The 20,775-nt window shown below is 66.8% G+C and carries 21 protein-coding genes and 1 pseudogene; 14 read left to right on the forward strand and 8 right to left on the reverse strand.

Annotated features, from left to right (window positions below):
* Window positions 1–23 precede the first annotated feature (23 nt).
* The 4 genes from IPM80_05015 to IPM80_05030 all read right to left on the reverse strand — a co-directional run bounded on the left by IPM80_05015 (window position 24) and on the right by IPM80_05030 (window position 4,054).
* Complete coding sequence (locus IPM80_05015; GenBank protein ID MBK8957792.1) at window positions 24–1,034, reverse strand: 2Fe-2S iron-sulfur cluster binding domain-containing protein; 1,011 nt, start codon at window positions 1,032–1,034, stop codon at window positions 24–26.
* A gap of 100 nt (window positions 1,035–1,134) precedes the next feature.
* Window positions 1,135–1,473, reverse strand: a complete 339-nt coding sequence (locus tag IPM80_05020; protein MBK8957793.1) for an MmoB/DmpM family protein — start codon at window positions 1,471–1,473, stop codon at window positions 1,135–1,137.
* A complete protein-coding gene (locus IPM80_05025; protein MBK8957794.1) occupies window positions 1,470–2,534 on the reverse strand; it encodes a monooxygenase in 1,065 nt (354 codons plus the stop codon). The genes IPM80_05020 and IPM80_05025 overlap by 4 nt, the downstream gene beginning before the upstream one ends.
* Entirely contained in the window at window positions 2,531–4,054 is a 1,524-nt protein-coding gene (locus tag IPM80_05030) for a monooxygenase (GenBank protein MBK8957795.1), read from the reverse strand. The genes IPM80_05025 and IPM80_05030 overlap by 4 nt, the downstream gene beginning before the upstream one ends.
* 175 nt (window positions 4,055–4,229) lie before the next feature.
* Here IPM80_05030 and IPM80_05035 point away from each other — a divergent pair, with 175 nt between their 5' ends.
* Window positions 4,230–5,264 carry an AraC family transcriptional regulator gene (locus IPM80_05035; GenBank protein ID MBK8957796.1) on the forward strand — a complete coding sequence of 345 codons (1,035 nt, stop codon included), beginning with the start codon at window positions 4,230–4,232 and terminating at the stop codon, window positions 5,262–5,264.
* Here IPM80_05035 and IPM80_05040 read toward each other — a convergent pair.
* A pseudogene (locus tag IPM80_05040) lies at window positions 5,231–6,678 on the reverse strand (DHA2 family efflux MFS transporter permease subunit). The gene IPM80_05035 and the pseudogene IPM80_05040 overlap by 34 nt on opposite strands.
* A gap of 89 nt (window positions 6,679–6,767) precedes the next feature.
* On the opposite strand from IPM80_05040, the gene yghU reads away from it, so the two are divergent.
* The 6 genes from yghU to IPM80_05070 all read left to right on the forward strand — a co-directional run bounded on the left by yghU (window position 6,768) and on the right by IPM80_05070 (window position 11,976).
* Window positions 6,768–7,610: a glutathione-dependent disulfide-bond oxidoreductase gene (gene yghU, locus IPM80_05045; protein ID MBK8957797.1), complete on the forward strand. Its 843-nt coding sequence runs from the start codon at window positions 6,768–6,770 to the stop codon at window positions 7,608–7,610.
* Between the two features lie 31 nt (window positions 7,611–7,641).
* The gene (locus IPM80_05050) at window positions 7,642–8,436 is read left to right on the forward strand and encodes an SDR family oxidoreductase (GenBank protein MBK8957798.1); all 795 of its coding nucleotides are present in this window, start codon (window positions 7,642–7,644) and stop codon (window positions 8,434–8,436) included.
* A gap of 96 nt (window positions 8,437–8,532) precedes the next feature.
* Window positions 8,533–9,174 (forward strand): LemA family protein, encoded by a 642-nt coding sequence (locus IPM80_05055; protein ID MBK8957799.1) that lies wholly within the window; start codon window positions 8,533–8,535, stop codon window positions 9,172–9,174.
* Between the two features lie 4 nt (window positions 9,175–9,178).
* On the forward strand, window positions 9,179–10,018 hold the full coding sequence (locus IPM80_05060) for a TPM domain-containing protein (protein ID MBK8957800.1): 840 nt from the start codon (window positions 9,179–9,181) through the stop codon (window positions 10,016–10,018).
* A gap of 2 nt (window positions 10,019–10,020) precedes the next feature.
* Window positions 10,021–10,518, forward strand: a complete 498-nt coding sequence (locus IPM80_05065; protein MBK8957801.1) for a TPM domain-containing protein — start codon at window positions 10,021–10,023, stop codon at window positions 10,516–10,518.
* A 60-nt stretch (window positions 10,519–10,578) separates the two neighbouring features.
* The gene (locus IPM80_05070) at window positions 10,579–11,976 is read left to right on the forward strand and encodes an MBL fold metallo-hydrolase (protein ID MBK8957802.1); all 1,398 of its coding nucleotides are present in this window, start codon (window positions 10,579–10,581) and stop codon (window positions 11,974–11,976) included.
* A gap of 3 nt (window positions 11,977–11,979) precedes the next feature.
* Here IPM80_05070 and alkB read toward each other — a convergent pair whose 3' ends face one another.
* The gene (gene alkB / locus IPM80_05075; protein ID MBK8957803.1) at window positions 11,980–12,624 is read right to left on the reverse strand and encodes a DNA oxidative demethylase AlkB; all 645 of its coding nucleotides are present in this window, start codon (window positions 12,622–12,624) and stop codon (window positions 11,980–11,982) included.
* Between the two features lie 281 nt (window positions 12,625–12,905).
* On the opposite strand from alkB, the gene IPM80_05080 reads away from it, so the two are divergent.
* Genes IPM80_05080 through IPM80_05090 form a run of 3 tightly spaced genes read left to right on the forward strand, consistent with a single transcriptional unit; the run spans window position 12,906 to window position 15,220 of the window.
* A complete protein-coding gene (locus IPM80_05080; GenBank protein ID MBK8957804.1) occupies window positions 12,906–13,355 on the forward strand; it encodes a hypothetical protein in 450 nt (149 codons plus the stop codon).
* Between the two features lie 6 nt (window positions 13,356–13,361).
* Window positions 13,362–14,321 (forward strand): hypothetical protein, encoded by a 960-nt coding sequence (locus IPM80_05085; protein MBK8957805.1) that lies wholly within the window; start codon window positions 13,362–13,364, stop codon window positions 14,319–14,321.
* The gene (locus IPM80_05090) at window positions 14,300–15,220 is read left to right on the forward strand and encodes a hypothetical protein (GenBank protein ID MBK8957806.1); all 921 of its coding nucleotides are present in this window, start codon (window positions 14,300–14,302) and stop codon (window positions 15,218–15,220) included. The genes IPM80_05085 and IPM80_05090 overlap by 22 nt, the downstream gene beginning before the upstream one ends.
* A 111-nt stretch (window positions 15,221–15,331) precedes the next feature.
* On the opposite strand, the gene IPM80_05095 is transcribed toward IPM80_05090, so the two are convergent.
* Entirely contained in the window at window positions 15,332–16,033 is a 702-nt protein-coding gene (locus IPM80_05095; GenBank protein ID MBK8957807.1) for a hypothetical protein, read from the reverse strand.
* A 111-nt stretch (window positions 16,034–16,144) separates the two neighbouring features.
* Window positions 16,145–16,894, reverse strand: a complete 750-nt coding sequence (locus IPM80_05100; protein MBK8957808.1) for an SDR family oxidoreductase — start codon at window positions 16,892–16,894, stop codon at window positions 16,145–16,147.
* A gap of 70 nt (window positions 16,895–16,964) precedes the next feature.
* On the opposite strand from IPM80_05100, the gene IPM80_05105 reads away from it, so the two are divergent.
* The 4 genes from IPM80_05105 (at window position 16,965) to IPM80_05120 (ending at window position 20,645) form a co-directional block, all read left to right on the forward strand.
* A complete protein-coding gene (locus tag IPM80_05105) occupies window positions 16,965–18,344 on the forward strand; it encodes an LLM class flavin-dependent oxidoreductase (protein MBK8957809.1) in 1,380 nt (459 codons plus the stop codon).
* A gap of 40 nt (window positions 18,345–18,384) precedes the next feature.
* Complete coding sequence (locus tag IPM80_05110) at window positions 18,385–19,353, forward strand: cytochrome P450 (protein MBK8957810.1); 969 nt, start codon at window positions 18,385–18,387, stop codon at window positions 19,351–19,353.
* 18 nt (window positions 19,354–19,371) lie between these two features.
* A complete protein-coding gene (locus IPM80_05115; protein ID MBK8957811.1) occupies window positions 19,372–19,638 on the forward strand; it encodes a cytochrome P450 in 267 nt (88 codons plus the stop codon).
* Window positions 19,639–19,751: 113 nt separating this feature from the next.
* Entirely contained in the window at window positions 19,752–20,645 is an 894-nt protein-coding gene (locus IPM80_05120) for an alpha/beta hydrolase (GenBank protein ID MBK8957812.1), read from the forward strand.
* Window positions 20,646–20,775 lie beyond the last annotated feature (130 nt).

Raw genomic sequence — 20,775 nt, forward strand, 5'->3', positions numbered from 1 at the left:
TTGGTGTGCGAATGAATTCGCACCTACAGGGCGGCGTGGAACTTGTCGTAGAACAGGTGGCCTTCGCGGATGCCCTTGGCTTCGAGCAGCGTGCCGACCGCGTCGCACATGGCCGGCGCCCCGCACAGGTAGGCATCGCACTGCTGGGCATCGCCGACTTCGCGCTGCATGAGCTGCGTGACGCGGCCGCTGTGGCCGGACCAGCTTTCACCGGCCGCGCTCAAGGTCGGCAGGTATTTGAAGCGGTCGCCGAGCGCTTCGTGGCAGCGCGTGAGCAGCGACAGCGCCGGCAGATCGCTGGCGCGCCGCGCGCCGTAGTAGAAGCGGAACTCGCGCGGGTCCTGGCGAGCGATGGCGTCGTCGAGCACGGCTGCTATCGGCGCGATGCCGGAGCCCGTCGCGCACAGCAGCACCGGCCCCTGGCCGTCGCGCAGGTAACTGTTGCCGAATGGGCCGCTGAGCTTGAAGCGGTCGCCGACGCGGGCGCCGGCGAGGCCGCCCGAAAACGCACCGCCCACCACTTCCTTGACGATGAAGTCGAGGGTGTCGGCGCGTGTCGGGCTGGAGGCTATCGAGTAGGAGCGTCGCGCGTTGGCCCACGGCGGCGTCAGTTCGACGAACTGGCCGGCGTAGAAGTCGAGCGGCGCCGACAAGGCGAGACTGAAGCGCCACAGGCTGGCGGTGAGTTTTTCGATCGACGCCAGCTCGGCGCCGAGTTCGCGCGGCAACAGCAGCGGGCGCGCACGCGCGTCCACCGTCTGTCGCGCCTCGACCACGAGGTCGCTGAGCGGCCGCGCGCAGCACAGGAGCGCGTAGCCTTCGTCGCGTTCGTCTTCGGACAGCGAATAGATGGACGCGCCGCCGTGATCGACCTCGCCATCGCTCACGAGGTATTTGCAACTCGAGCAGTTGCCGTGGCGGCAGCCGTATTCCAGCGCCACGCCGGCGCGCAGCGCGGCATCGAGCACCGTTTCGTCATCCTGCGCAGCGAAGCTTTCACCGCCCGGCGACAATTCAATCGAATAGGAGGTCATGGCATGACTCCGTGTGCGGACCGTCGGAAAGATCTCTTCCGCCGACGGGGAGTTGTCGGCGGAAGAACAAGGGTCCTGCCGTCGGCAGGTGAGAACAGGCCTATGCAGGCGACTCGAGATCCGTCATGTGCGACGTCACGCGGAACGTCATCGGGTCGGTGACCACGCGCCCGACGAAGCTCGACATGATCACCAGCCACGAGCCGAGTGACAGTTTCTCGCCGAGCTCCTCGCCCACGCGCGCGATGTCGATGACGATTTCGCCTTCGCTGGACACCAGCCAGTAGGGGCCGAGGTCCTCGCATTTGACGTGCGGGTGATCGGCTGCCAGGTAATCGAGCGTGGCGTCGGTCTCGGGGCTCTTCATGAGCACGATGCAGACGCTGTCGTTGGCAAGGTTGAGGTCCCGGATCTTGTCTTCCGCCACCACCGCGTTCATGCCTCGAACTCCGCCAGCAGCGACGCATCGAGCCCGGCGGCCGTCAACAACCGGTTCTGTTGCGCCCGCGCCGACGCCAGCAGCGGCTTGAGATCGACCGCGCCGGCCGGCACGCGATCCGCGATGGGCTGCAGCGCCGCCACCGCATCCAGTGCACGCGGTTGCCAGCGTTTCAGCCAGCCCTCGATTTCGCCGCGGTTGGCCGCCGCAGCCGGCAGCTTGTCATCGATGACCATTTTCACCAGCGCTTGTGTCCAGTCCGCGTTGCGGCGCCGATCGCGATCGGCGGTGAGGGCGATATAGGGCGAGATGCTGTCCCCGTGCAGCGGCCCTTGGCGGCGAATCAAGCCGCCGATGGCGACTTCGCTGAGCAAGGGCAGGATGACGAGGTTGGTGGCGACGGGGATCTCGCACCAGTCGCTGGTCGCGACCAGTTGTTCGACCAGCCGGCGCAGCGGCTGGTAGGCCGGCTCGTCCAGCCACGTCTGCTTGGCGCCGGCGTCCGACAGGCCCGGCACCGCCATCTCGGCGGCGACCAGGTGGCTGACAATCGCCTGCGCATGGCGCATTTGATCGAAGGCCTGGAAGCACAGGGCGTTGCCGAGGCAATCGGACAGCGCTTCGCGTTGCGCCGGCGCGAAGGCGCGGAACAGGCCGTTCTCGAAGAACGACCACACGCGGTAATGCCCGGCGATGAAGTCGTCCAACCACGCGCGGTCGATGTCGGCAAAGGCGCCGGCTTCGACGCTGTCCTCGGTCAGGCGTTCGATGGCGCGTTCCTGCTCGGCCTGCATGCGCACGTAGGGGCGCTGCCAGAGCTGCGCCGGATCGCGAAACGCGAACCAGTCAGGATGTCGCAGCGCGGTCGATTCCTCGCGCCACGGCGCGCGGCCATCGGCGGGCGTGATGAAGTGGCCGCCCTTGTCGAAGCCGCCGGTTTCCCATTGCTGGCGAATGGTGACCGCTTCGTATTCCGTCAGGCGGCGCTTGGCCGGCTTGATGAAGCTGAAGTCGCGCGCCGATTCCACGGACGTGACGGTGTTGGTGACCGGCGCGTTCATTGCACCTCCTGTACCGGCAGCTTGTGCAGCGGGTCCTTGATCTCGTAATGCAGGGCGCGGATGTCGTTGATGGTCCACATGCGCTTCATGTCGAGATGGGGCTGGCCGATGAGGGTCTTGCCGTCGGCGCGCAGGAAGCCGTTCTGCTCGACGAAGTCGGCCAAGTCCATGCCGTCGAATTCTTCGAACAGGGTCGGCGAGCCGAGGTAGCGCTGCGGCTCTTCGCGGAAGATGTGTTCGCAGGCGTCGGAGCAGAACGCATGCTTCTTGCCGTCAATGAGGCGCACGCGCATGGTCGAGATGTCGGGACGCGGGAACACACCGGGCATGTGGCACACGCGGCACAGCGGCGGCAGGTTTTCCATCGCCATCAGCGGAATCATGCCCGAACTCGGATCCGACATCGCGGCGAAGTCTTCCCACCACTTGCCGAAGTGGTTGTACCAGCCGGGGTATTTCTTTTCGAACCATTCGAAGTCGCGTGCGTTCAGCGGATCGTGACGCCAGAACATCAGCGGCCAGCCGGCGAACACCACCATCGCCGCGGTGTGTCCCACCCAGAACATGCGGTCGCGCGCTTCCTCGAACCAGCGCGGGATCTCGAGACCGAAAGGTTCGAGCTTGCGGATGTAGGCGCCGGCCCAGTCGTGGTCGACCCATTCCGTCCATTTTTCGAGATACGAGCTGGTGCGCTCGTCCTGGAAGTAGTCGTACACCGCCGACAACAGCGGGTCGAAGAAATTGTGCTGGCGCCAGAACGCGCGATCGAAATCCTTCTGCAGCATCGGCAGGTTGTCGGGCTCCGACACCACCGCCGCGAGCGTCGCATAGCCGTTGGCCATGTGCCGTGATTCGTCGGATTGGATGGACAGGAACACGGTCGGCGTGGCCTGGTCGCCGTTGGCGGCGGCTATTTCGGTCATGGCCACGAACAAGGGATTGGTGAAAGCCGTTTCAACCACCGCCTGCAGGTTGACCGCGCCCTCGATGGGGTCGCCGGCAAAGAAGCCCTGCAGCGCGGCGCGGCCGGCACGGCATTGGATGGACTTCGAGCGCAGTGCGATGCCGTTGGAAAAACCCTCCGGATCGTGGGCGTGTTTCGCCAGGTAACGGGTCAGGTGCGCGACCTGGTTGGTATGACGGATCTCGTCGATCATCTGTGCCATGTAACCCTGGCGCAGCTCGGCATTGTCGACCGTGTCGACCAGCTGGCCGGTGGACTTGATGGCGCTGTATTCGCCGAAGCCCGTGACCGGCAGCACCAGCTTCATGATTTCCATCCAGCGCTGGGAAGCCTTGCGCGGCAGCCCGGCGCGCGCCATCACGTCGGACATCGCGCCGTACTGGCGGTCGTCCTTTTCCTGCTCCATCGAGCAGTAGTCGCGAATCAGGTGGCGGAACGGATCCTTGGTGCGTGCCGGGATCTTGTATTTGGTAGGATAGCGTTGAGGTTTGTCGACATAGCTGAACTGCCAGTCGAATTCCTTAACCCTGTTGTGGGTTTCAATGATGTGCTGCATGTCGACCTCCGCTCGATTGACGCCCGCGCCGTGCGTCGATGCGAACGAACGCGGCCCCTCGTCCGCCGCGCGGCCTCGAAGCATTGCGGTGGATGTCGATGAACTTAGGCGGGGAGCCAGCCAGCGTGAAGCGTAGAAACTGCCAAGTTTTCATGCCGAAGGTGACAGCGCATCGATGAAACAGGCCAAGCTCGAGCGTGTGTTGATGCCCAACACCTACGTCAAGCACGTGGCCCAGGAGTTCAGCGATCACGAACGTTTGACGACCGGCAGCGGCATTGCCGCCGACGCGCTCCTGACCTATGCCGAGCCGGTCAGCGTCGCCCAGCATTTACAGATCATCCGTAACGCCCTCGAGTTGTCCGGCCGCTCGGACTGGTATTTCGCCTGGGGCCGGCGCATGGCCGAACATTTCCATGGCCCCATCACGCTCGCGTGGCTGTCGGCGCCGACCCTCGGCGCGGGCCTCGACACCTTTCTCAAATTCATTCCGAGCCGTGTGCCTTATCACCGCTGGTCGGGCCACGTCGAAGGCGAGGACTTCGTGTGTGAAGTGCGGGAGCTCATCGACCTCGGCCCGGTGCGCGTGACGCTGGTCGAGATCCCGTTGCTGGTCATGCATGAGTACGTGCGCACCATCCGGCCCGGGCCCATGCAGGGTGCGCGCATCGAGCTCAAGTATCCGCCGCCCGAGCACGCCGCCGTGTACGGCGAGTGGTATGGCTGCGAAGTGCGCTTCAACGCGCCGCGCAATGCGCTGGTCATACCCGCCGCCTGGCGTGCGGTGCACAACATGGGCCATGACGAAGGCACCTGGACCACCTCGCTGCGCCATTGCGAGGTGCTGTGCGCGATCACCGAAGACAAGGACACGCTCACCAGCGTGCGGCGCATGCTGTTCAACCGTTTCGAGCGGCCGCTAGGTGAACGCGTGATCCCCAGCCTCGAGGAAGTGGCGGCGACGCTGCATCTTTCGCCGCGCACCCTCATTCGCCGTTTGCGCAGCGGCGACACCACCTACCTGGCGGTGGTCGACGGCGTGCAGCAGCAGCGTGCGCGCGAACTGCTGGGCAACCCCAACCTGCGCATCCAGGACGTGGCGGTGGAACTCGGCTACCAGGATCCGAACAGCTTCGCGCGTTCCTTCAAGCGCTGGTTCGCCATGACACCGGGCGATTACCGGCGCCGCGTGAACGGCAACGACGCCTGATTACTTGCCCTCCACCGCGCCGCCGCGCGACTGATGTTGTCGCCGTCCCCGGCGCGCAGGCTCCAGAACGACAGGCTCGAGATGGCGGTCATCACCGCCAGGGTGAGAAACGCGCTGTGCAAGGCGCCGAGCACCGCCAGCTTATCGCTCTGCGGAAGCTCGGCGAGGTAGAAGCCCGTCACCAACGAGCCGCAGGCAAGGCCGAAAGACAGCGACATCTGCTGCAGGGTGCTGGCCAGGGTGCTGGCCATGCTGACCTCGGCATCGGCGATGTCGGCATAGGCCATGGTGTTCATGCTCGAGAACTGCAGGGAGTTGGCGAGGCCCATGGTGAGCCCCATGGCGACGATGACGACTATCGGCGTGTGTGTGTCTATGAGCGAAAAGCTCGCCATGATCAGCGCGACCAGCAAGGTGTTGATGATGAGGATGCGGCGGTAGCCGAAGCGCCGCAGCAGCGAGGTCGACACCACTTTCATGACCATCGCGGCCGCCGCCGCCGGCATCATCAACAGACCCGACTGCCAGGCCGGCAGACCCAGGCCCAGTTGAAACAACAGCGGCAGCAGCAAGGGCAGGCCGCCGACACCGAGGCGCGTGACGAATCCACCCAGCACCGCCACGCGAAAAGTGCGCGTGCCAAACAGCGTGAGGCGCAGCAGCGGGTGGCGCAGGCGCCGCGCATGCAGGCCGTAGGCGATGAACAAGCCCGCCGCCAGCGCCGCCAAGGCCAGCACGTGAGAGGTGGCGAGGTGATGTTCGCCGAAGATCTCGAGCAGCCACGACACGAGCGCCGCGGCGCTGCCGAACAGCAGGAAGCCGCGCAGGTCCAGCGGCCGCGCAAGGTCGCCGCGGTAGTCGGGCATATGTTTATGCCCGAACCACCAGGCCGCGAGCCCCACCGGCAGGTTGACGAAGAACATCTCGCGCCAACTCGCGAAGTGCACGATGAGTCCGCCCACCGTCGGTCCCAGCAACGGGCCGAGCAGGGCCGGGATGATCACGAAGTTCATCGCCACCAGCAGCTCGCCCTGGCGAAGGTGCGCACGATGGCCATGCGCCCGACCGGCATCATCATCGCCGCCGCGATGCCTTGCGGCACGCGCGCGGCGACCAGCAGCGCTGCGCTGGTGGCCAATCCACAGACCAGCGACGACAGCGTGAAGAGCGTGAGCGCCGACAGGAACACGCGCCGGCTGCCGTAGCGATCCGCCAACCAGCCGGACAAGGGAATGCAGACCGCGAGACTCAGGGTGTAGCTGGTCACCACCGCCTTCAGGCTGAGCGGCGTGACGCCGAGGCTCGCGGCCATGGCCGGGATGCCGGTGTTGACGATGGTCGAGTCGAGCTGCTCCATGAACAGCACGGTCGCGACGACCCACGGCAGGTAGCGTTTGGTGGTGGCGTCTTGCATGACAGGGGCGACAGTCTAGCGCGCGCGTGGCCATGCCGGCGTCGACAGACCTCGTTATACTCGGCCGCCTTACCCCGAGGAACCGAGCCATGACCGACAGCGCAGCCTACACCCCTCCCAAAGTCTGGACCTGGGACACCGCGTCCGGCGGCGCCTTCGCCAACATCAACCGGCCCATCGCCGGCGCCACCCACGACAAGGAGCTGCCGGTCGGCGAGCATCCCTTGCAGCTCTATTCGCTCGGCACGCCCAACGGCGTGAAGGTCACGGTGCTGCTGGAAGAACTGCTGGCGCTCGGCAAGTCCGGCGCTGAATACGATGCGTGGCTGGTCAACATCCTCGAGGGCGAACAGTTCGGCAGCGGCTTCGTCGCCGTCAATCCCAATTCCAAGATCCCGGCGCTGCTCGATCGCTCGACCAATCCGCCAACCCGCGTGTTCGAATCGGCCGCCATCCTCATGTCCCTCGCCGAGAAGTTCGACGCCTTCCTGCCCAAGAGCGGCGCCGCGCGCGCCGAATGCCTGTCGTGGCTGTTCTGGCAGATGGGCAGCGCGCCCTATCTCGGCGGTGGCTTCGGGCACTTCTATGCCTACGCGCCGAGCAAGATCGAATACTGCGTCAACCGCTTCACCATGGAAGTCAAACGTCAGCTCGACGTGCTCGATCGCAATCTCGCCGAGCGTCGTTACCTCATCGGCGATGAATACACGCTGGCGGACATCGCGGTGTGGCCGTGGTACGGCGTGCTGTGCACGGGCGATCTGTACAACGCCCAGGAATTCCTCGACGTCACGTCCTACACCCACGTGCAGCGCTGGGCGAAGGACATCGAAGCGCGCCCGGCAGTGCAACGCGGGCGGCGCGTGAACAAGACCTGGGGCCCGGAAGAAGAGCGCGTGGTGGAGCGTCACTCCGCCGCCGACTTCAAGTAAATCCAACCCATCCAACCACGAGAGCATCAGCATGACGACGGCAGGCACGCGCAAATCCATCTTCATCACCGGCGCCGCCAGTGGCATGGGTCTCGAGACCGCGCGCCTGTTCGCGGCCGGCGGCTGGTTCGTCGGCGGCTACGATGTCAATGAAGCCGGTCTCGCCGCGCTCGAGTCGGAACTCGGTGCGGACAACTGCATCGTGCGCCGTCTCGATGTCACCGACCGGGAAGCCTATCGCGGCGCGCTGGCGGAATTCGCCAGCGCCACCGGCGGCAAGCTCGATCTCCTGTTCAACAACGCCGGCATCGGCAAGGGCGGGCGCTTCGACGAGCAGTCGTTCGAGGACATCATGGCGGTGGTCAACGTCAACTTCATCGGTGTCTTGAACGGCATTCACCTTGCCGCGCCGCTGTTGAAGGCGACGCCCAACTCGCTGTGTTTTTCGACGTCCTCGTCGTCGGCGACCATGGGCATGCCGGGCATCGCGGTGTACTCGGCCACCAAGCACGCGGTGAAAGGCCTGACCGAATCCCTGTCGACCGAATTCGCCCGCTACGGCGTGCGCGTGGCCGACACCCTGCCGGGACTCATTGATACGCCGCTCATCCCCGATGCCTTGCGCCACACCGCCGCCGGCAGCGGTATGTTCCGTCTCATCCAGCCGGTGGAAATCGCGAAAGCGGTGTGGGCCTCCTACCACGATGAGCCCGATCGCCTGCACTGGTTCGTACCGGCCGAGATCGGCGATCTCGACAAGGCCTCGGCGCTGGACCCGGAAGGCACGCGCGCCAAGCTGGCGGTGAATGCGGCGTTTCTCGACTGACCCCGTTGCTGGTCTTCGTCGATCGCCATTGCAATTGATGGCGGTCGTCCCCAATTGACGGATTCGAGCAATGGATCCGTTTCATGGAGAACCGTCATGCGTCGATTGCTGCCCGCCTTGATCCTGGTGCTGTCGCTGGCGCTCAGCGGCTGCGGTTACAACACCCTGCAAAGCACCGATGAGCAGGTCAAGTCGAGCTGGTCAGAGGTCATCAACCAGTACCAGCGCCGCGCCGATCTCATTCCCAACCTGGTCAACACCGTGAAGGGTTTCGCCGCGCAGGAGAAAGACATCCTGCTGGGCGTGACCAATGCGCGCGCCAAGGTCGGCAGCATCCAGGCCACGCCGGAGCTGGTGAACGACGCTGAGGCCTTCGCCAGGTTCCAGGCCGCCCAGGGGGAATTGAGCACCGCCCTGTCGCGCCTGCTGGTGGTGTCGGAGAACTACCCGCAGTTGAAGTCCGATGCCAACTTCCGCGATCTGCAGGCGCAGCTCGAGGGCACCGAGAACCGTATCGCGGTGGCGCGTGACCGCTACAGCAAGGCCGTGCAGGCATACGACGTCACGGTGCGGTCCTTCCCGACCAATTTCATCGCCATGGCTTTCGGCTACAAGACCAAGCCGAATTTCACGGTCGAGAACGAAGCCGCCATCGCCAAGCCGCCGACCGTCGATTTCGGCAATGCCGCGCCCGCGCCCGCCGCGCAACCCGGCACGGCGGGTGGCGGCGCACAGTGATGCCATGAAGGCGTGGCGGGCGGTGCTGGCCGCGCTGCTGTTGCTGACGGCCGCGGCCGCCGGCGCGGAAGTGGCGGTGCCGAGATTCGAGCAGCGCGTGACCGATCTCACGGCTACGCTCGGCGCCGCGGTCGCCGCCGATCTCGAGCAGCGCCTGGCGGCATTCGAAGCGCGCAAGGGCAGCCAGGTCGCGGTGTTGATGGTGGCCACCACCGCGCCCGAGACCATCGAGCAATACGCGCTGCGCGTCGCCGAGCAATGGAAGCTTGGGCGCGCCGGCATCGATGACGGCGCCCTGCTGGTCATCGCCAAGGACGATCGCGCGCTGCGCATCGAAGTCGGCTATGGCCTCGAAGGCGTGCTGAACGATGCCACCGCCAAGCGCATCGTCAGCGACATCATCGTGCCGTATTTCAAACGCGGCGATTTCGAAGGCGGCGTCGCGGCCGGCGTCACGCACATGATGAAAGTCATGGACGGCGAAGCCCTGCCACCGCCCGCCCGCGAGCGTGACCAGGGCGGCGGCCTGTCGCGATATTTTCCCGTGCTGTTCATCCTCACTCTTTTCATCGGCGAAGCGTCGCGCGTGATGTTCGGCCGCGTGCCCGGCGCCGTCGTGACCGGCGGCGCGGTGTCGCTCATCAGCTGGATGCTGCTCGGTGGCCTGCTGCTGGCGCTGATGGTGGGCGTGTTCGCGTCGCTGTTCACACTCATGGGCGGCCTGCCCGGGCGCGGCAGGGGCGGCTTGGGCGGCGGCGGATTTGGTGGCTTCGGCGGACGCGGCGGTGGCTTCAGCGGCGGAGGCGGTGGTTTCGGTGGCGGCGGCGCGTCGGGGCGCTGGTGAACATGCGCTTCAATCGTCTGTGCCGTCATCTCGCCACTCGCCACGCGCATCTGCGTCGCGCGTTTCCCGAGCGCAGCCTCACGCGCATCGAAGAGGCCATCAAGGCCAGCGAGCAAAGCCATGCCGGTGAGATCCGGTTCGTGGTCGAAGCGGCGCTGGATGTGCCCGCGCTGCTCAACGACCAGGCGCCGCGCGAACGCGCGCTCGAAGTGTTTTCGCAGCTGCGGGTGTGGGACACCGAGCACAACAACGGCGTGCTGGTGTACCTGCTGCTGGCCGACAGGGACGTCGAGATAGTCGCCGACCGCGGTATCGCCGCACGCCTGCCGCCGTCGGCATGGGAAGCCATCTGTCGCGACATGGAAGCGGCGTTTCGCGAGGGTCACTACGAGGCCGGCGTGGTCAACGGCATCGCCGCCATCGGCCGCCACCTCGCCGCGAACTTTCCCGCCGGCGGCGCGGCGCGCAACGAGCTGGACGATCGTCCGCGGCTGCTTTGACGGCGAAGCGGCGCCCGCCGGAGGGCGTACACTGCCCGTAGCGTAGCGGGGTGTTCATCCATGCACATAGAGTTTCTGGGCGCGGCCGGCGAAGTGACCGGCTCCTGTCACCTGTTGACCGTCGGTGGCCGGCGCGTGCTGCTCGACTGCGGCCTGGTGCAAGGCAGTCGCAGCGACGAGGCGCGCAATGCCGAGCCGTTCGCCTTCGATCCCGCCAGCATCGACGCGGTGGTGCTGAGTCACTCCCATATCGACCATGCCGGCCGCCTGCCGCTGCTGGTCAAGGCCGGTTACCGCGGCCCGATCTACACCCACGGCGCGGCCCGCGATCTATGCGAGATCCTGTTGCGCGATGCCGCCTTCATCAACGAGAAGGAAGTCGAATGGGAGAACCGCAAGCGCGAACGCAAAGGCCTGGCGCCGCGCCTGCCCTTGTACTCGCGTCGCGAGGCCGAGCGCGCCATGCAGCGCTTCGTGAGTTTGAATTACAACGAAACCCATACCATCGTGCCGGGCGTGAGCCTGCGCCTGCACGATGCCGGGCATATCCTCGGTTCGTCCATCGTCGAACTCGAGCTCGAGGAAAAGGGCCGGCGCTGCCGGCTGGTGTTCTCGGGTGATCTCGGCCACAGCGGCGCCGCCATCATGCGCGACCCGAGCATGCTCAGCGCCGCCGATCTCGTGATCCTCGAAAGCACCTACGGCGATCGGCCGCATCGCTCGCAGGCCGAAACGCTGGACGAGATGGCGGCGGTATTACGCGAAGCGGACGCGGCCGGTGGCAATGTGCTGATCCCGGCTTTCGCCGTCGGCCGCAGCCAGGAACTGCTGTACCTCTTCGGTCGCTATTTCAAGGAATGGGATCTCGCTCACTGGCGCATCGTGCTCGACAGTCCGCTCGCGATCGAAGCGACCGAGATCTATTTGCGTCACAGCGAGCTGTTCGATGCCGAGGCGCGCGAGCTGTTCGGTCGCCAGCGGCGCCTGCCGGTGCTGCCCAACCTGAGCTTCACGCGCACCGCCGCGCAGTCCATGGCGCTCAACCGCGCCGCCGGCGGCACCATCATCATGGCCGGCAGCGGCATGTGTAACGGCGGGCGCATCAAGCATCATCTTAAACACAATGCGTGGCGGCGTGACTGCCATATCGTGATGGTCGGCTTTCAAGGCCGCGGCACCTTGGGCCGCGCGCTGGTCGACGGCGCCAAGCACATCCGCCTGTGGGGCGAGACCATACGTGTGAATGCCAAGGTGCATACCCTGGGAGGTTTTTCCGCCCATGCCGACCAGGGCGAGCTGTCGCGCTGGTATGGGCATTTCGAAACCAAGCCGCCCCTGGTGCTGGTGCACGGTGAGACCGATGCGCAGCAGGCGCTGGTGCAGCGCATCCGCGACGACCATGGCGTCACCGCGCACATCGCCGCGCGCGGCGAGTCGCTCGCGCCGCCGGCGCATTGATCCTTAGCCGGCGCCGGCCTTGCGGAACGTGAGGTTGTAGCGATAGGCGCCGGTCAGTTCGTGCTGGCCCTCCATCAACTCGGCCACGCCGTGGTAGGTGAGCCGCGCCGGGCCACCCCACACCACCACGTCACCGTGCGCGAGTGCGATGCGCCGCGGGCTGTCCTGGCGGCGCGCGCCGCCCCACAGGAAACGCGCCGGCACGCCCAGCGACACCGACACGATGGGTTGGCTTAAGTCGCCTTCGTCCTTGTCCTGGTGCAGCGACAGGCGTGCGCCGCGCGCATAGCGATTGACGAGGCAGGCATCGGGATGGAAGTCCTCGAAGCCGGCGGCCCGCGCGGCGCGGAGCGCGAGTGCACTGAACGCGGCGGGCATCGCCGGCCACGGTTCACCGCTGTCCGGATCGCAGGCCTGGTAGCGATAGCCGCGCCGGTCCGACACCCAGCCCAGCGCGCCGCAGTTGCTCATCGCGACCGACATGCGATGGCCGCTGGGCGTGACGAGATGGCGGAACGGCGCGCGGCGTGTCAGCGCCGCGATGTCCTCCACGAGCGCGGCGGCCTCGGCCAGCGCGAAGCCGCGCAGCAGCCAGGCGCCCTCGCTCAAGGTCTGGCGCGGCTCGTCGGCAAACAAAGACAGTGTCATGGCGCGATGCCCATCCTTCTTGCGGCGTACCTTCGGCCGGGCGCCAGTCTGGCCCGCGATGGCGATGCGTGCCTCCCGTTGCTTGCGCGCTGGCCGCGCATGCCACCGATACCGGTCATGCCGCGCGCATCGCGCGGCGCAAAGCTACGACGGCCATCACCGTTCATGGATTTGCACCCCGCGCCGCGCTTGCGGCGTCTTGACAGCCACTCCTATGCTCAGCGTGGGCACGCAGCGTCACCCATCACTCCACGTCACCCGCACGTTGAAAGGAGAGGACCATGGCCAGCGAGATCACCCTGTTCACCAAGGCCGGCGACTGGAAAGCCGAGGTCGAAGCCTGGAAGAACAACGCCCTGGTGTACAAGAGCATAGGCACCGAAGTCACGGTCTATCATCGCGAGCAGACCAAGAACATCTGGGGCAACACCGTCACCGACTGGGTGCGCAAGGCGGCCTCGTCCATTTCCATCACCAACGTCTATCGCGGCAGCGGGCCGGGCGCCGCCACGCGCAGCAAGACCTGTAACAGTGCCAGCTATTGCGAACTGAAGGAATGGGCGGTGGGCGTGACCATCACCCTGCCGGCCGACAGCTTCGACGATGTCGGCGGCGGCGCGATCCTCGATCTCGATTCGGTGACCGGCACGGTCAGCGTCGTGATCGGCAGTGAGGTGTTGCGCGGTGAAGTGACGGCCAGCAGCGTGCTCAGCGATTCCAGCATCTGGTGAACACGCATGTGGTTGCGGCGTCGTCTCGGCTGTGCGGGCGTTGCGCGTCTGCGCATCATCGAGGCCGTGCGCGCCGAGCTGGCGGACGTCGATAGCCAGGACCAGGTCGCGCCGGGCTGGGACGAACAGCAGCTCGCGGCATTCTGCGTGAGCGCGCGCCTCGAGGACATCGCCCGCCATGTGCGCGGGCGCGGCGATGCGGGCCAACTCGCGCGCATCGCGTGGTGGGGATCGGCGCTCGCCGACCTCGGGCCGGGCACCGGCGCCGCGCGGCTCGAGGCCCTCGAGATAGGCGCGGCCTTCAACCTTGCCGTGGCGCTGTTCGATACCGCCATCGACGAAGCGCCGATCCCGCGCCTGGCGCTGGTCGAGGCCCTCGCGCCGCAACGCCTGGCGCAGCGTTTGAAGACACCGGGTGACGACAACGCGCGATTGCGCTCCGAACACGCCGCCGCCGCGTGCGTGGTGCATCTTTTCGATCGGGCCCTGGCGCTCGCGGGTGTGCGCCATGCCGGCGAGCCGCAATGCATCGAACGCCTGTGCGCAATGCTGGACGCCATGTATCGCAGCGTGCTCGGCCAGGGCGCCGATCCCTTCGTTGCCAAGACCGGCCCGGTGATGTTCATCGGCGAGGTGGCCGCAGGTGGCGATGTCTCGCGCGCGCGGCCGCTGTACGCCGCGCTCGCGCGCCTGTGCCAGGTGTGGGACGACGCGCTCGACATCGCCGAGGACCTGACCGCGCTCGCGCCCAATCATTTTCTCGGCAAGGGCCGCGGTATCGACGTGGCGACCACCGTGGCCTACCTCGCGCGGGGTCTCGCGCGCGTCAGCGCCGGCGCCGTCGTGCATGGCCACATCGAACGTGAGCTGGCTGCGGCGCTGGCCGCCACGCTCGAGGCGGCCCATGCCTGGCATCCGCTCAGCCATGCGCGCAGCTTGCAGCTATGTCGCACGCTCTTGAACTGAGCGCGCGGCGGCTGCGACGCAGCCTTGCGCTGTTGGCCGGCGCGCTCGGCGACCGCGTCAGCGAAGCGGTCTTTGTGCTGCGTCATCCGCCGCGCGCACTGCTGCATGCCGATGCCACGCCGAGCGCCGCGCGCATCGACGAGGCCATCGCCGCCGCCGTCGGCTTTCTCGAGGCGCAGCAGCGGCGCGACGGCAGCCTGCGAGGTTTCTGTCTTTATCCCGGTGCGTCGAGTGACTGGCTGACGGCGCACGTGTGCTTCGTGGTCGAAGCGGTGCCGGCGCTCGACGGCTTCGCGCGCCGCGCCGCCGCTTACCTCGCGGCGCATGGCGCCGACGATGGCGGCTGGGGTTACAACCGGCGCGTGGCGGTGGACTGCGACAGCAGCGCGCAGGCCCTGATGGTGACGCAGCGTTTCGACCTGTCGCTGCCGTCGTTCATCGCCGAAAGTCTCGCCGCCGCGCAGAGTGGCGACGGTGGCTATCCCACCTACGTGCCGCAGGTCGCCGCCGCGCCGGCCCACGGCTGGCACGCCGCGCATGCCGAGGTCGCGGCGATGGTGCTGGTCTGGCTGCGGCGCGATGGTCGCCACGCCGCGCGGCGCGCTGCGCGGCGTGGCTCGCGAAGCAGCGGCGCGCCGGCGTGCTGCCGGCCTATTGGTGGAACGACGACGCCTATGCGCTGTGGCTGGACGCGCGCCTGGGTGATTTGCCGGCGCAAGCGGCGCCTGCGCTGGCGGCCTTGCTCGGGCGCGGCCTGGCCTGTCCGCAGGCGGCGATGGCGCTCAGCGCCGCCGTCGCAGAGGGTGGTTTCGATGCGGCCTGCACGGCGGCCGCGCGTCGCCTGCTCGCCATGCAACTCGCCGACGGTTCATGGCCGTGCGCGCCGTGCCTGCGCGTGACCGCGCCCGGCGAATACACGGCGTCGCCGCAAGCGCGCGGCAGCGTGGTCGCCGACAGGCGCCGCGTGTTCGCCACCGCCCATGCGGTGGCGGCCCTGCAGGCGTTCGCCCTCAGCCGCGCGCGCGACGGCCGAGCACGCCCAGCGTCGCCAGTGCCGGCACCAGCATGGCGAGACCGCCCGGCAGCGGCGTCGGCAGGGTCGGTTGATCGGGCAGCCGGATGACGCTCGCATCACTCAAGGTGGCATTGCCCGCCGTCGTGCCGTTCTGGGAATGGCTTTCCGACCACGCAAAGAACGCTATCCAGTTGTCATCGGCGCCGGTGCCGTCGTCGAGGTTGATATCGGCGCTGTACACGCCGGCCGCCGTGCCCTTGAGCTCGACCACGGAATTGCCGAACTGGTAGCCGACCGCCGCTTCGTTGCCGAGTATGAGGCCCGGCCCCATGGACAGCACGCTGTAGCTGAAGCTCACGCGGTAGCGGCCCGTGGCGAGACCGTTCAATTCCGCATCGGCGCGCGCGACGGCGTGGGTGATGTAGATCAGCGCCGGCCCCGGTGAGCCCTGGGCCTCGGTAAAGACGCTGGCATAGCCGAGGTCGGCTGTCGCATCGCCCTTGGCGTACAGCGCATCAATATGCGATTCGGTGTCGCCGCTGCGATCGATCTGCACGACATCCGGTGAGCCGGTGAAGATGTCGACATGTGCGACGGCGTCCGTCACCCAGTAGGGCACGGCTTCCGCCGTGGCGCGCGGCGCGTGAACGATGATGGTGGCCAGCGCGCCGATGGCGAGCCAGGATTTGCAAGACATAGATCCCTCCGCGTGACGGCCGACGCGAGATGTCGACCTCGTTCAAGCGTAGCGAGGGCGGCGCGCGGCAAGCTGACCGGGGTCAGTTATGAAGGCGCCGACGCGAGCGATTCAGCACGCCACGCGGACGACCTCACCACTCACGTGGGCGCTCGCCTCGGACGCCAGGAACAACACCACCTCGGCCACTTCCTCCGGCGTGCCGGGGCGTCCCAGGGGCGAGCGGCTGCGATAGGCATCGATGTATTCATCGGCGACGGCGCGCGACAGCTCGTCGTTCCACACCAGGCCCGGCATCACGGCGTTGACGCGGATGGTCGGCGCGCCCTCGGCGGCGGCGGCGCGCGTCAGGCCGAGAATACCGGCCTTGGCCGCGGCGTAGGCAGCTTCACCGAAGGCGGTCGGGCGCTCGGCGGCCAGCGAGGCGATGTTGACGACGCTGGCCTGGCGCGAGGCCATGAGCCACGGCCACGCGTGACGGATGTGCAGGAAATGCGAGGTCAGGGAGGTGGTCAGCACGTGGTTCCAGTCGGCGAGCGAGGTTGCGGCAAGCGGCGACAGGCGATTCAGTCCGATGTTGTTGACGAGCTTGTCGAGGCGCCCGAATTTCTCCACGCAGCGCGCGACGGCGCCTTGCACGGCCGTCTCGTCGCCGCCATCGACCACCGCGGTGACAAAGCGTCCAGACGCGTGATGCTCGCTGAGCGCCTGCTCGAGTCGCGCGACGCGCGTGGCGCTGACATCGGTCGCCATCACGCAGGCGCCGCGCGCCAGCAGTGCGCGCACGATGGCCGCGCCGATGCCGGAGTCGGCGGCGGCATTGACCATCGCCACCTGTCCCTCGAACCGTGAGTTGTCCATCGCGAGCGTCCTGTTGATATAAATACGCCTTCGCGGCGCGTCACGGTGCGCGCCGCCCGGCAGGAGACCGATGATGAGAGCCACGCGCATGTACTTCAACGCTTTCCGCATGAACTGCGTGACGCACATGTCACCGGGCCTGTGGACGCGCGAGGACGACCACATGGTCGACTACACCTCTCTCGAACACTGGACCGAGTTCGCCAAGCTGCTGGAGCGCGGCTGCTTCGACGCGGTGTTCCTGGCCGACGTGGTCGGCCCTTACGATGTCTATGCCGGCAATCGCGATGCGACCTTGACGGAGGCCACGCACCTGCCGATCAACGATCCGATGCTGCTGGTGCCGGCCATGGCCGCCGCCACCCGCCATCTCGGTTTCGGCTACACCAGTTCCATCATGCAGTATCACCCCTTCACCTTCGCGCGCCTGATCTCGACGCTCGATCACCTGACCCGCGGCCGCGTCGCGTGGAATATCGTCACCTCGTTCACCAAGAGCGCGGCGCGCAATTACGGGCTCACCAACCTGCCGGATCACGACGTGCGCTACGCCATGGCCGACGAATACACGCGCCTGTGCTATCGCCTGTGGGAAGAGAGCTGGGCCGACGACGCGGTGTTGAAAGACAAGCAGCGCGGCATCTATGCCGACCCGCGCAAGGTGCGCGACATCGATCACGACGGCGAGTATTACAGCGTGCACGGCTGCCATATCTGCGAGCCCTCGCCGCAACGCACGCCGGTGCTGTTCCAGGCCGGCGCCTCGGAGCGCGGCACGGCCTTCGCTGCCGAGAACGCCGAATGCGTGTTCGTGATCGGCGCCAATCCGCGCGTGGCGGGCGATTACGCGCGCACGGTGCGCGCCAGGATGGCGAGCTTCAAGCGCAGTCCCGACGACGTGCTGTGCTTCGCCTACATGAAGATCATCACCGGCGGCAGCGAGGCCGAGGCGCGCGCCAAGTATGACGAGTACCTGTCCCAGGTCAGCTACGAAGGCGCGATGGCCCTGCTGTGTGCGTGGACCGGTATCGACTTCAGTCACTACGAGCCCGATCAACCGATCGAATACATCGACACCAACGCGGTGCGCACGGTGTTGCACAGCTTCACCGCCGGCGACAGCAGTCGCCGCTGGACGCTGCGCGACGTGGCGCGCTTCGTCGGCATCGGCGGCGCCGGGCCGGTGCTGGTCGGCGCGCCCGAACAGATAGCCGACACCTTGGAAGAATGGGTGGCGCAGGGCATCGATGGCTTCAACCTGTCCTACGCAACCTTGCCGCGCAGCTACGAGGATTTCATCGACGCGGTGGTGCCGGTGCTGCAACGCCGTGGCCGCATGCAGACCGAGTACCAGGGCGGCACGCTGCGCGAGAAGCTGTTCCCGGGGCGCGCGGCGCGCATCGCGGCGCCGCATCCGGCGGCGGCTTGTCGCTATCCGCACGCTGTGTGACCATCGGCTCGAGCACATCCTTTGCGAGGGCGCGGCGGCGATGCATGTCGATGAGCAACTGAACGACCCGGCATTTTTCGCGACCGGCGCGCATTACGCACTGTTCGATCGCCTGCGCGTCGAAGACCCCGTGCACTGGACCGCGAGCCCCGACGGGCGCGGCTACTGGTCGGTGTTCCGCCACGCCGACATCAAGACCGTGTTGAACGACGCCACCCGTTTCAGCTCCGAGCGGGAAGGCGTGTTCCCCGTCATCGACGATGCCATGGCGGCCATCGCCGCCGAGGCCTGGGGCGTCGGCGAAAACGTCGCGATGATCGATCCGCCGCGTCACACCGCGGTGCGCAAGGTGATCTCGACGCCGTTCCTGCCCAAGGCGCTGGCCGATGGCGAACAACGCACGGCCAAACTCATCGCCGGCATCTTCGATGCGCTGCCCGAGCATGGCGAGATCGACCTCGTGGCGGATCTCGCGGTGCGCATTCCGATGGCGGTGATCTGCGACATCCTCGCCCTGCCGACCGATGCCTGGGACGACATGCTGACCTGGGGCAAGCAGGCCATCGGCGGCACCGATCCGGAATACCAGGTGGGCACGGTGGCCGAGACCGTCATCCACGGTTTCCGTCGACTGCAGGCCTATGCCGAACGCGAATCCTCGCAACGTCGCGGCTGTCCGTTTTCCGACCCGCTGACGGCGCTGGCCAATGCCAGCATCGATAAGCAGCCGCTCACCCAGCGCATGGTCACCTACAACGCCGTGCAGATCATCCTGGCGGGATTCGAAACCACGCGTAACGCGTTTTCGGGCGGCGTGTTGGCGCTGCTGGAAAACCCCGCGCAGATGGCACTGCTGCGCGAAGACCCACGGCGGCTGCGCCTCGCGGCGGAGGAGATGGTGCGCTGGTCGGACCCGGTGATTTCACTCATGCGCGTCGCGACCCAGGACACCGAGCTCGGCGGCCGGACCGTGCGCGAGAACGAGCGCGTGATGCTGTGGTTTCCGTAGGCCAATCGCGATCCGGAAGTGTTCGAGCGGCCTTACGACTTCGACGTCACGCGTCATCCCAACCTGCATCTCGGTTTCGGCGCCGGGCCGCATTTCTGTCTCGGCGGGCCCTTGGCCAAGATGGAGATCCGGCTCGCCATGGAAGAACTGCTGTCGCGCTACGATGGCATCGAGATCACCGGCCCCATCGAGCGCGTGCAATCGACCTTCGTCGGCGGCTTGAAGCATTTGCCGGTGAAGTTGAAATCACGGAGTGCTCCTGTTGTGGGTCAGGCTTCAGCCTGACATTCAAAGGTGTGGCGCATCGTTTCAATGGCGATGATTGTCAGACTGACGTCCGACCCACAGAGTCGATTATCATCACCCCATTCATCACTGCCACACACAAGGAGATCCCCATGGCCAATGCCCAGATAGACATGATTTGCACGATGCTGAAGGAGAACCCGCTGATCAAGCCGGGCGCGTCCTTGGCCGAAATGCGCCAGGCCCTCGATTCCATGGGCAAGTCGGTGCCGAGCCTGCCCGATGTCAGCGCAGCGGCGGTGAGCGCCGGCGGTGTCGCCGCCGAATGGCTGACGCCGGCCAACGGCAAGCAGGACAGCGTCGTGCTCTACCTGCACGGTGGCGGTTATCTCCTGGGTTCGGTCGATTCGCACCGCGCCATGCTCGAGCGCCTGGCCAAGGCCAGTGGTCGGCGTGTGCTCGCCATCAATTACCGTCTCGCCCCTGAAGCGCCCTTCCCGGCGCCGGTCGAAGACGCCTGCGCCGCCTATCGCTGGTTGCTGGCGCAGGGCATCGCCGCCAAGCGCATCGCCATTTCGGGGGATTCGGCCGGCGGCGGACTGGTGCTGGCCACGCTGCTGGCGCTGCGCGATGCGGGCGACGCGCTGCCGGGCTGCGCGATACCGATCTCGCCGTGGACCGACATGGAAGGCACCGGCGCCTCGATGGAAAGCCGCGCGGCGGTCGACCCGATGGTGCAGAAAGGCCCGCTCCTGGAAATGGCTGGCGCCTACCTGCAGGGCGCCGATACCAGGAATCCGCTGGCCTCACCGCTGTATGGCGATTTCAAAGGCCTGCCGCCGCTGCTGATCCAGGTCGGCGACGCCGAGACCCTGCTCGATGACACCACGCGCATCGTGCCCAAGCTCAAGGCTGCCGGCGTCGATGTCACCATGGAAGTGTGGCCCGACATGATCCATGTCTGGCATCTGTTCGCACCGATGCTCGACAAGGGCCAGGAAGCCATCGACGGCATCGGCGCGTTCGTGCGCAAGCACTGCGGCTGACGGTTCCGCGCTGGCTTGTTTGAATGTCAGACTGAAGTCTGACCCACAATGGCGCGGGGGCAGGCCAGTCCAATGGCGCTGCGCTCTGTGTGGGTCAGGCTTCAGCCTGACTATGCAATGTGCGAACGAA

This window comes from Pseudomonadota bacterium, from assembly GCA_016719885.1.
Lineage (GTDB): Bacteria > Pseudomonadota > Gammaproteobacteria.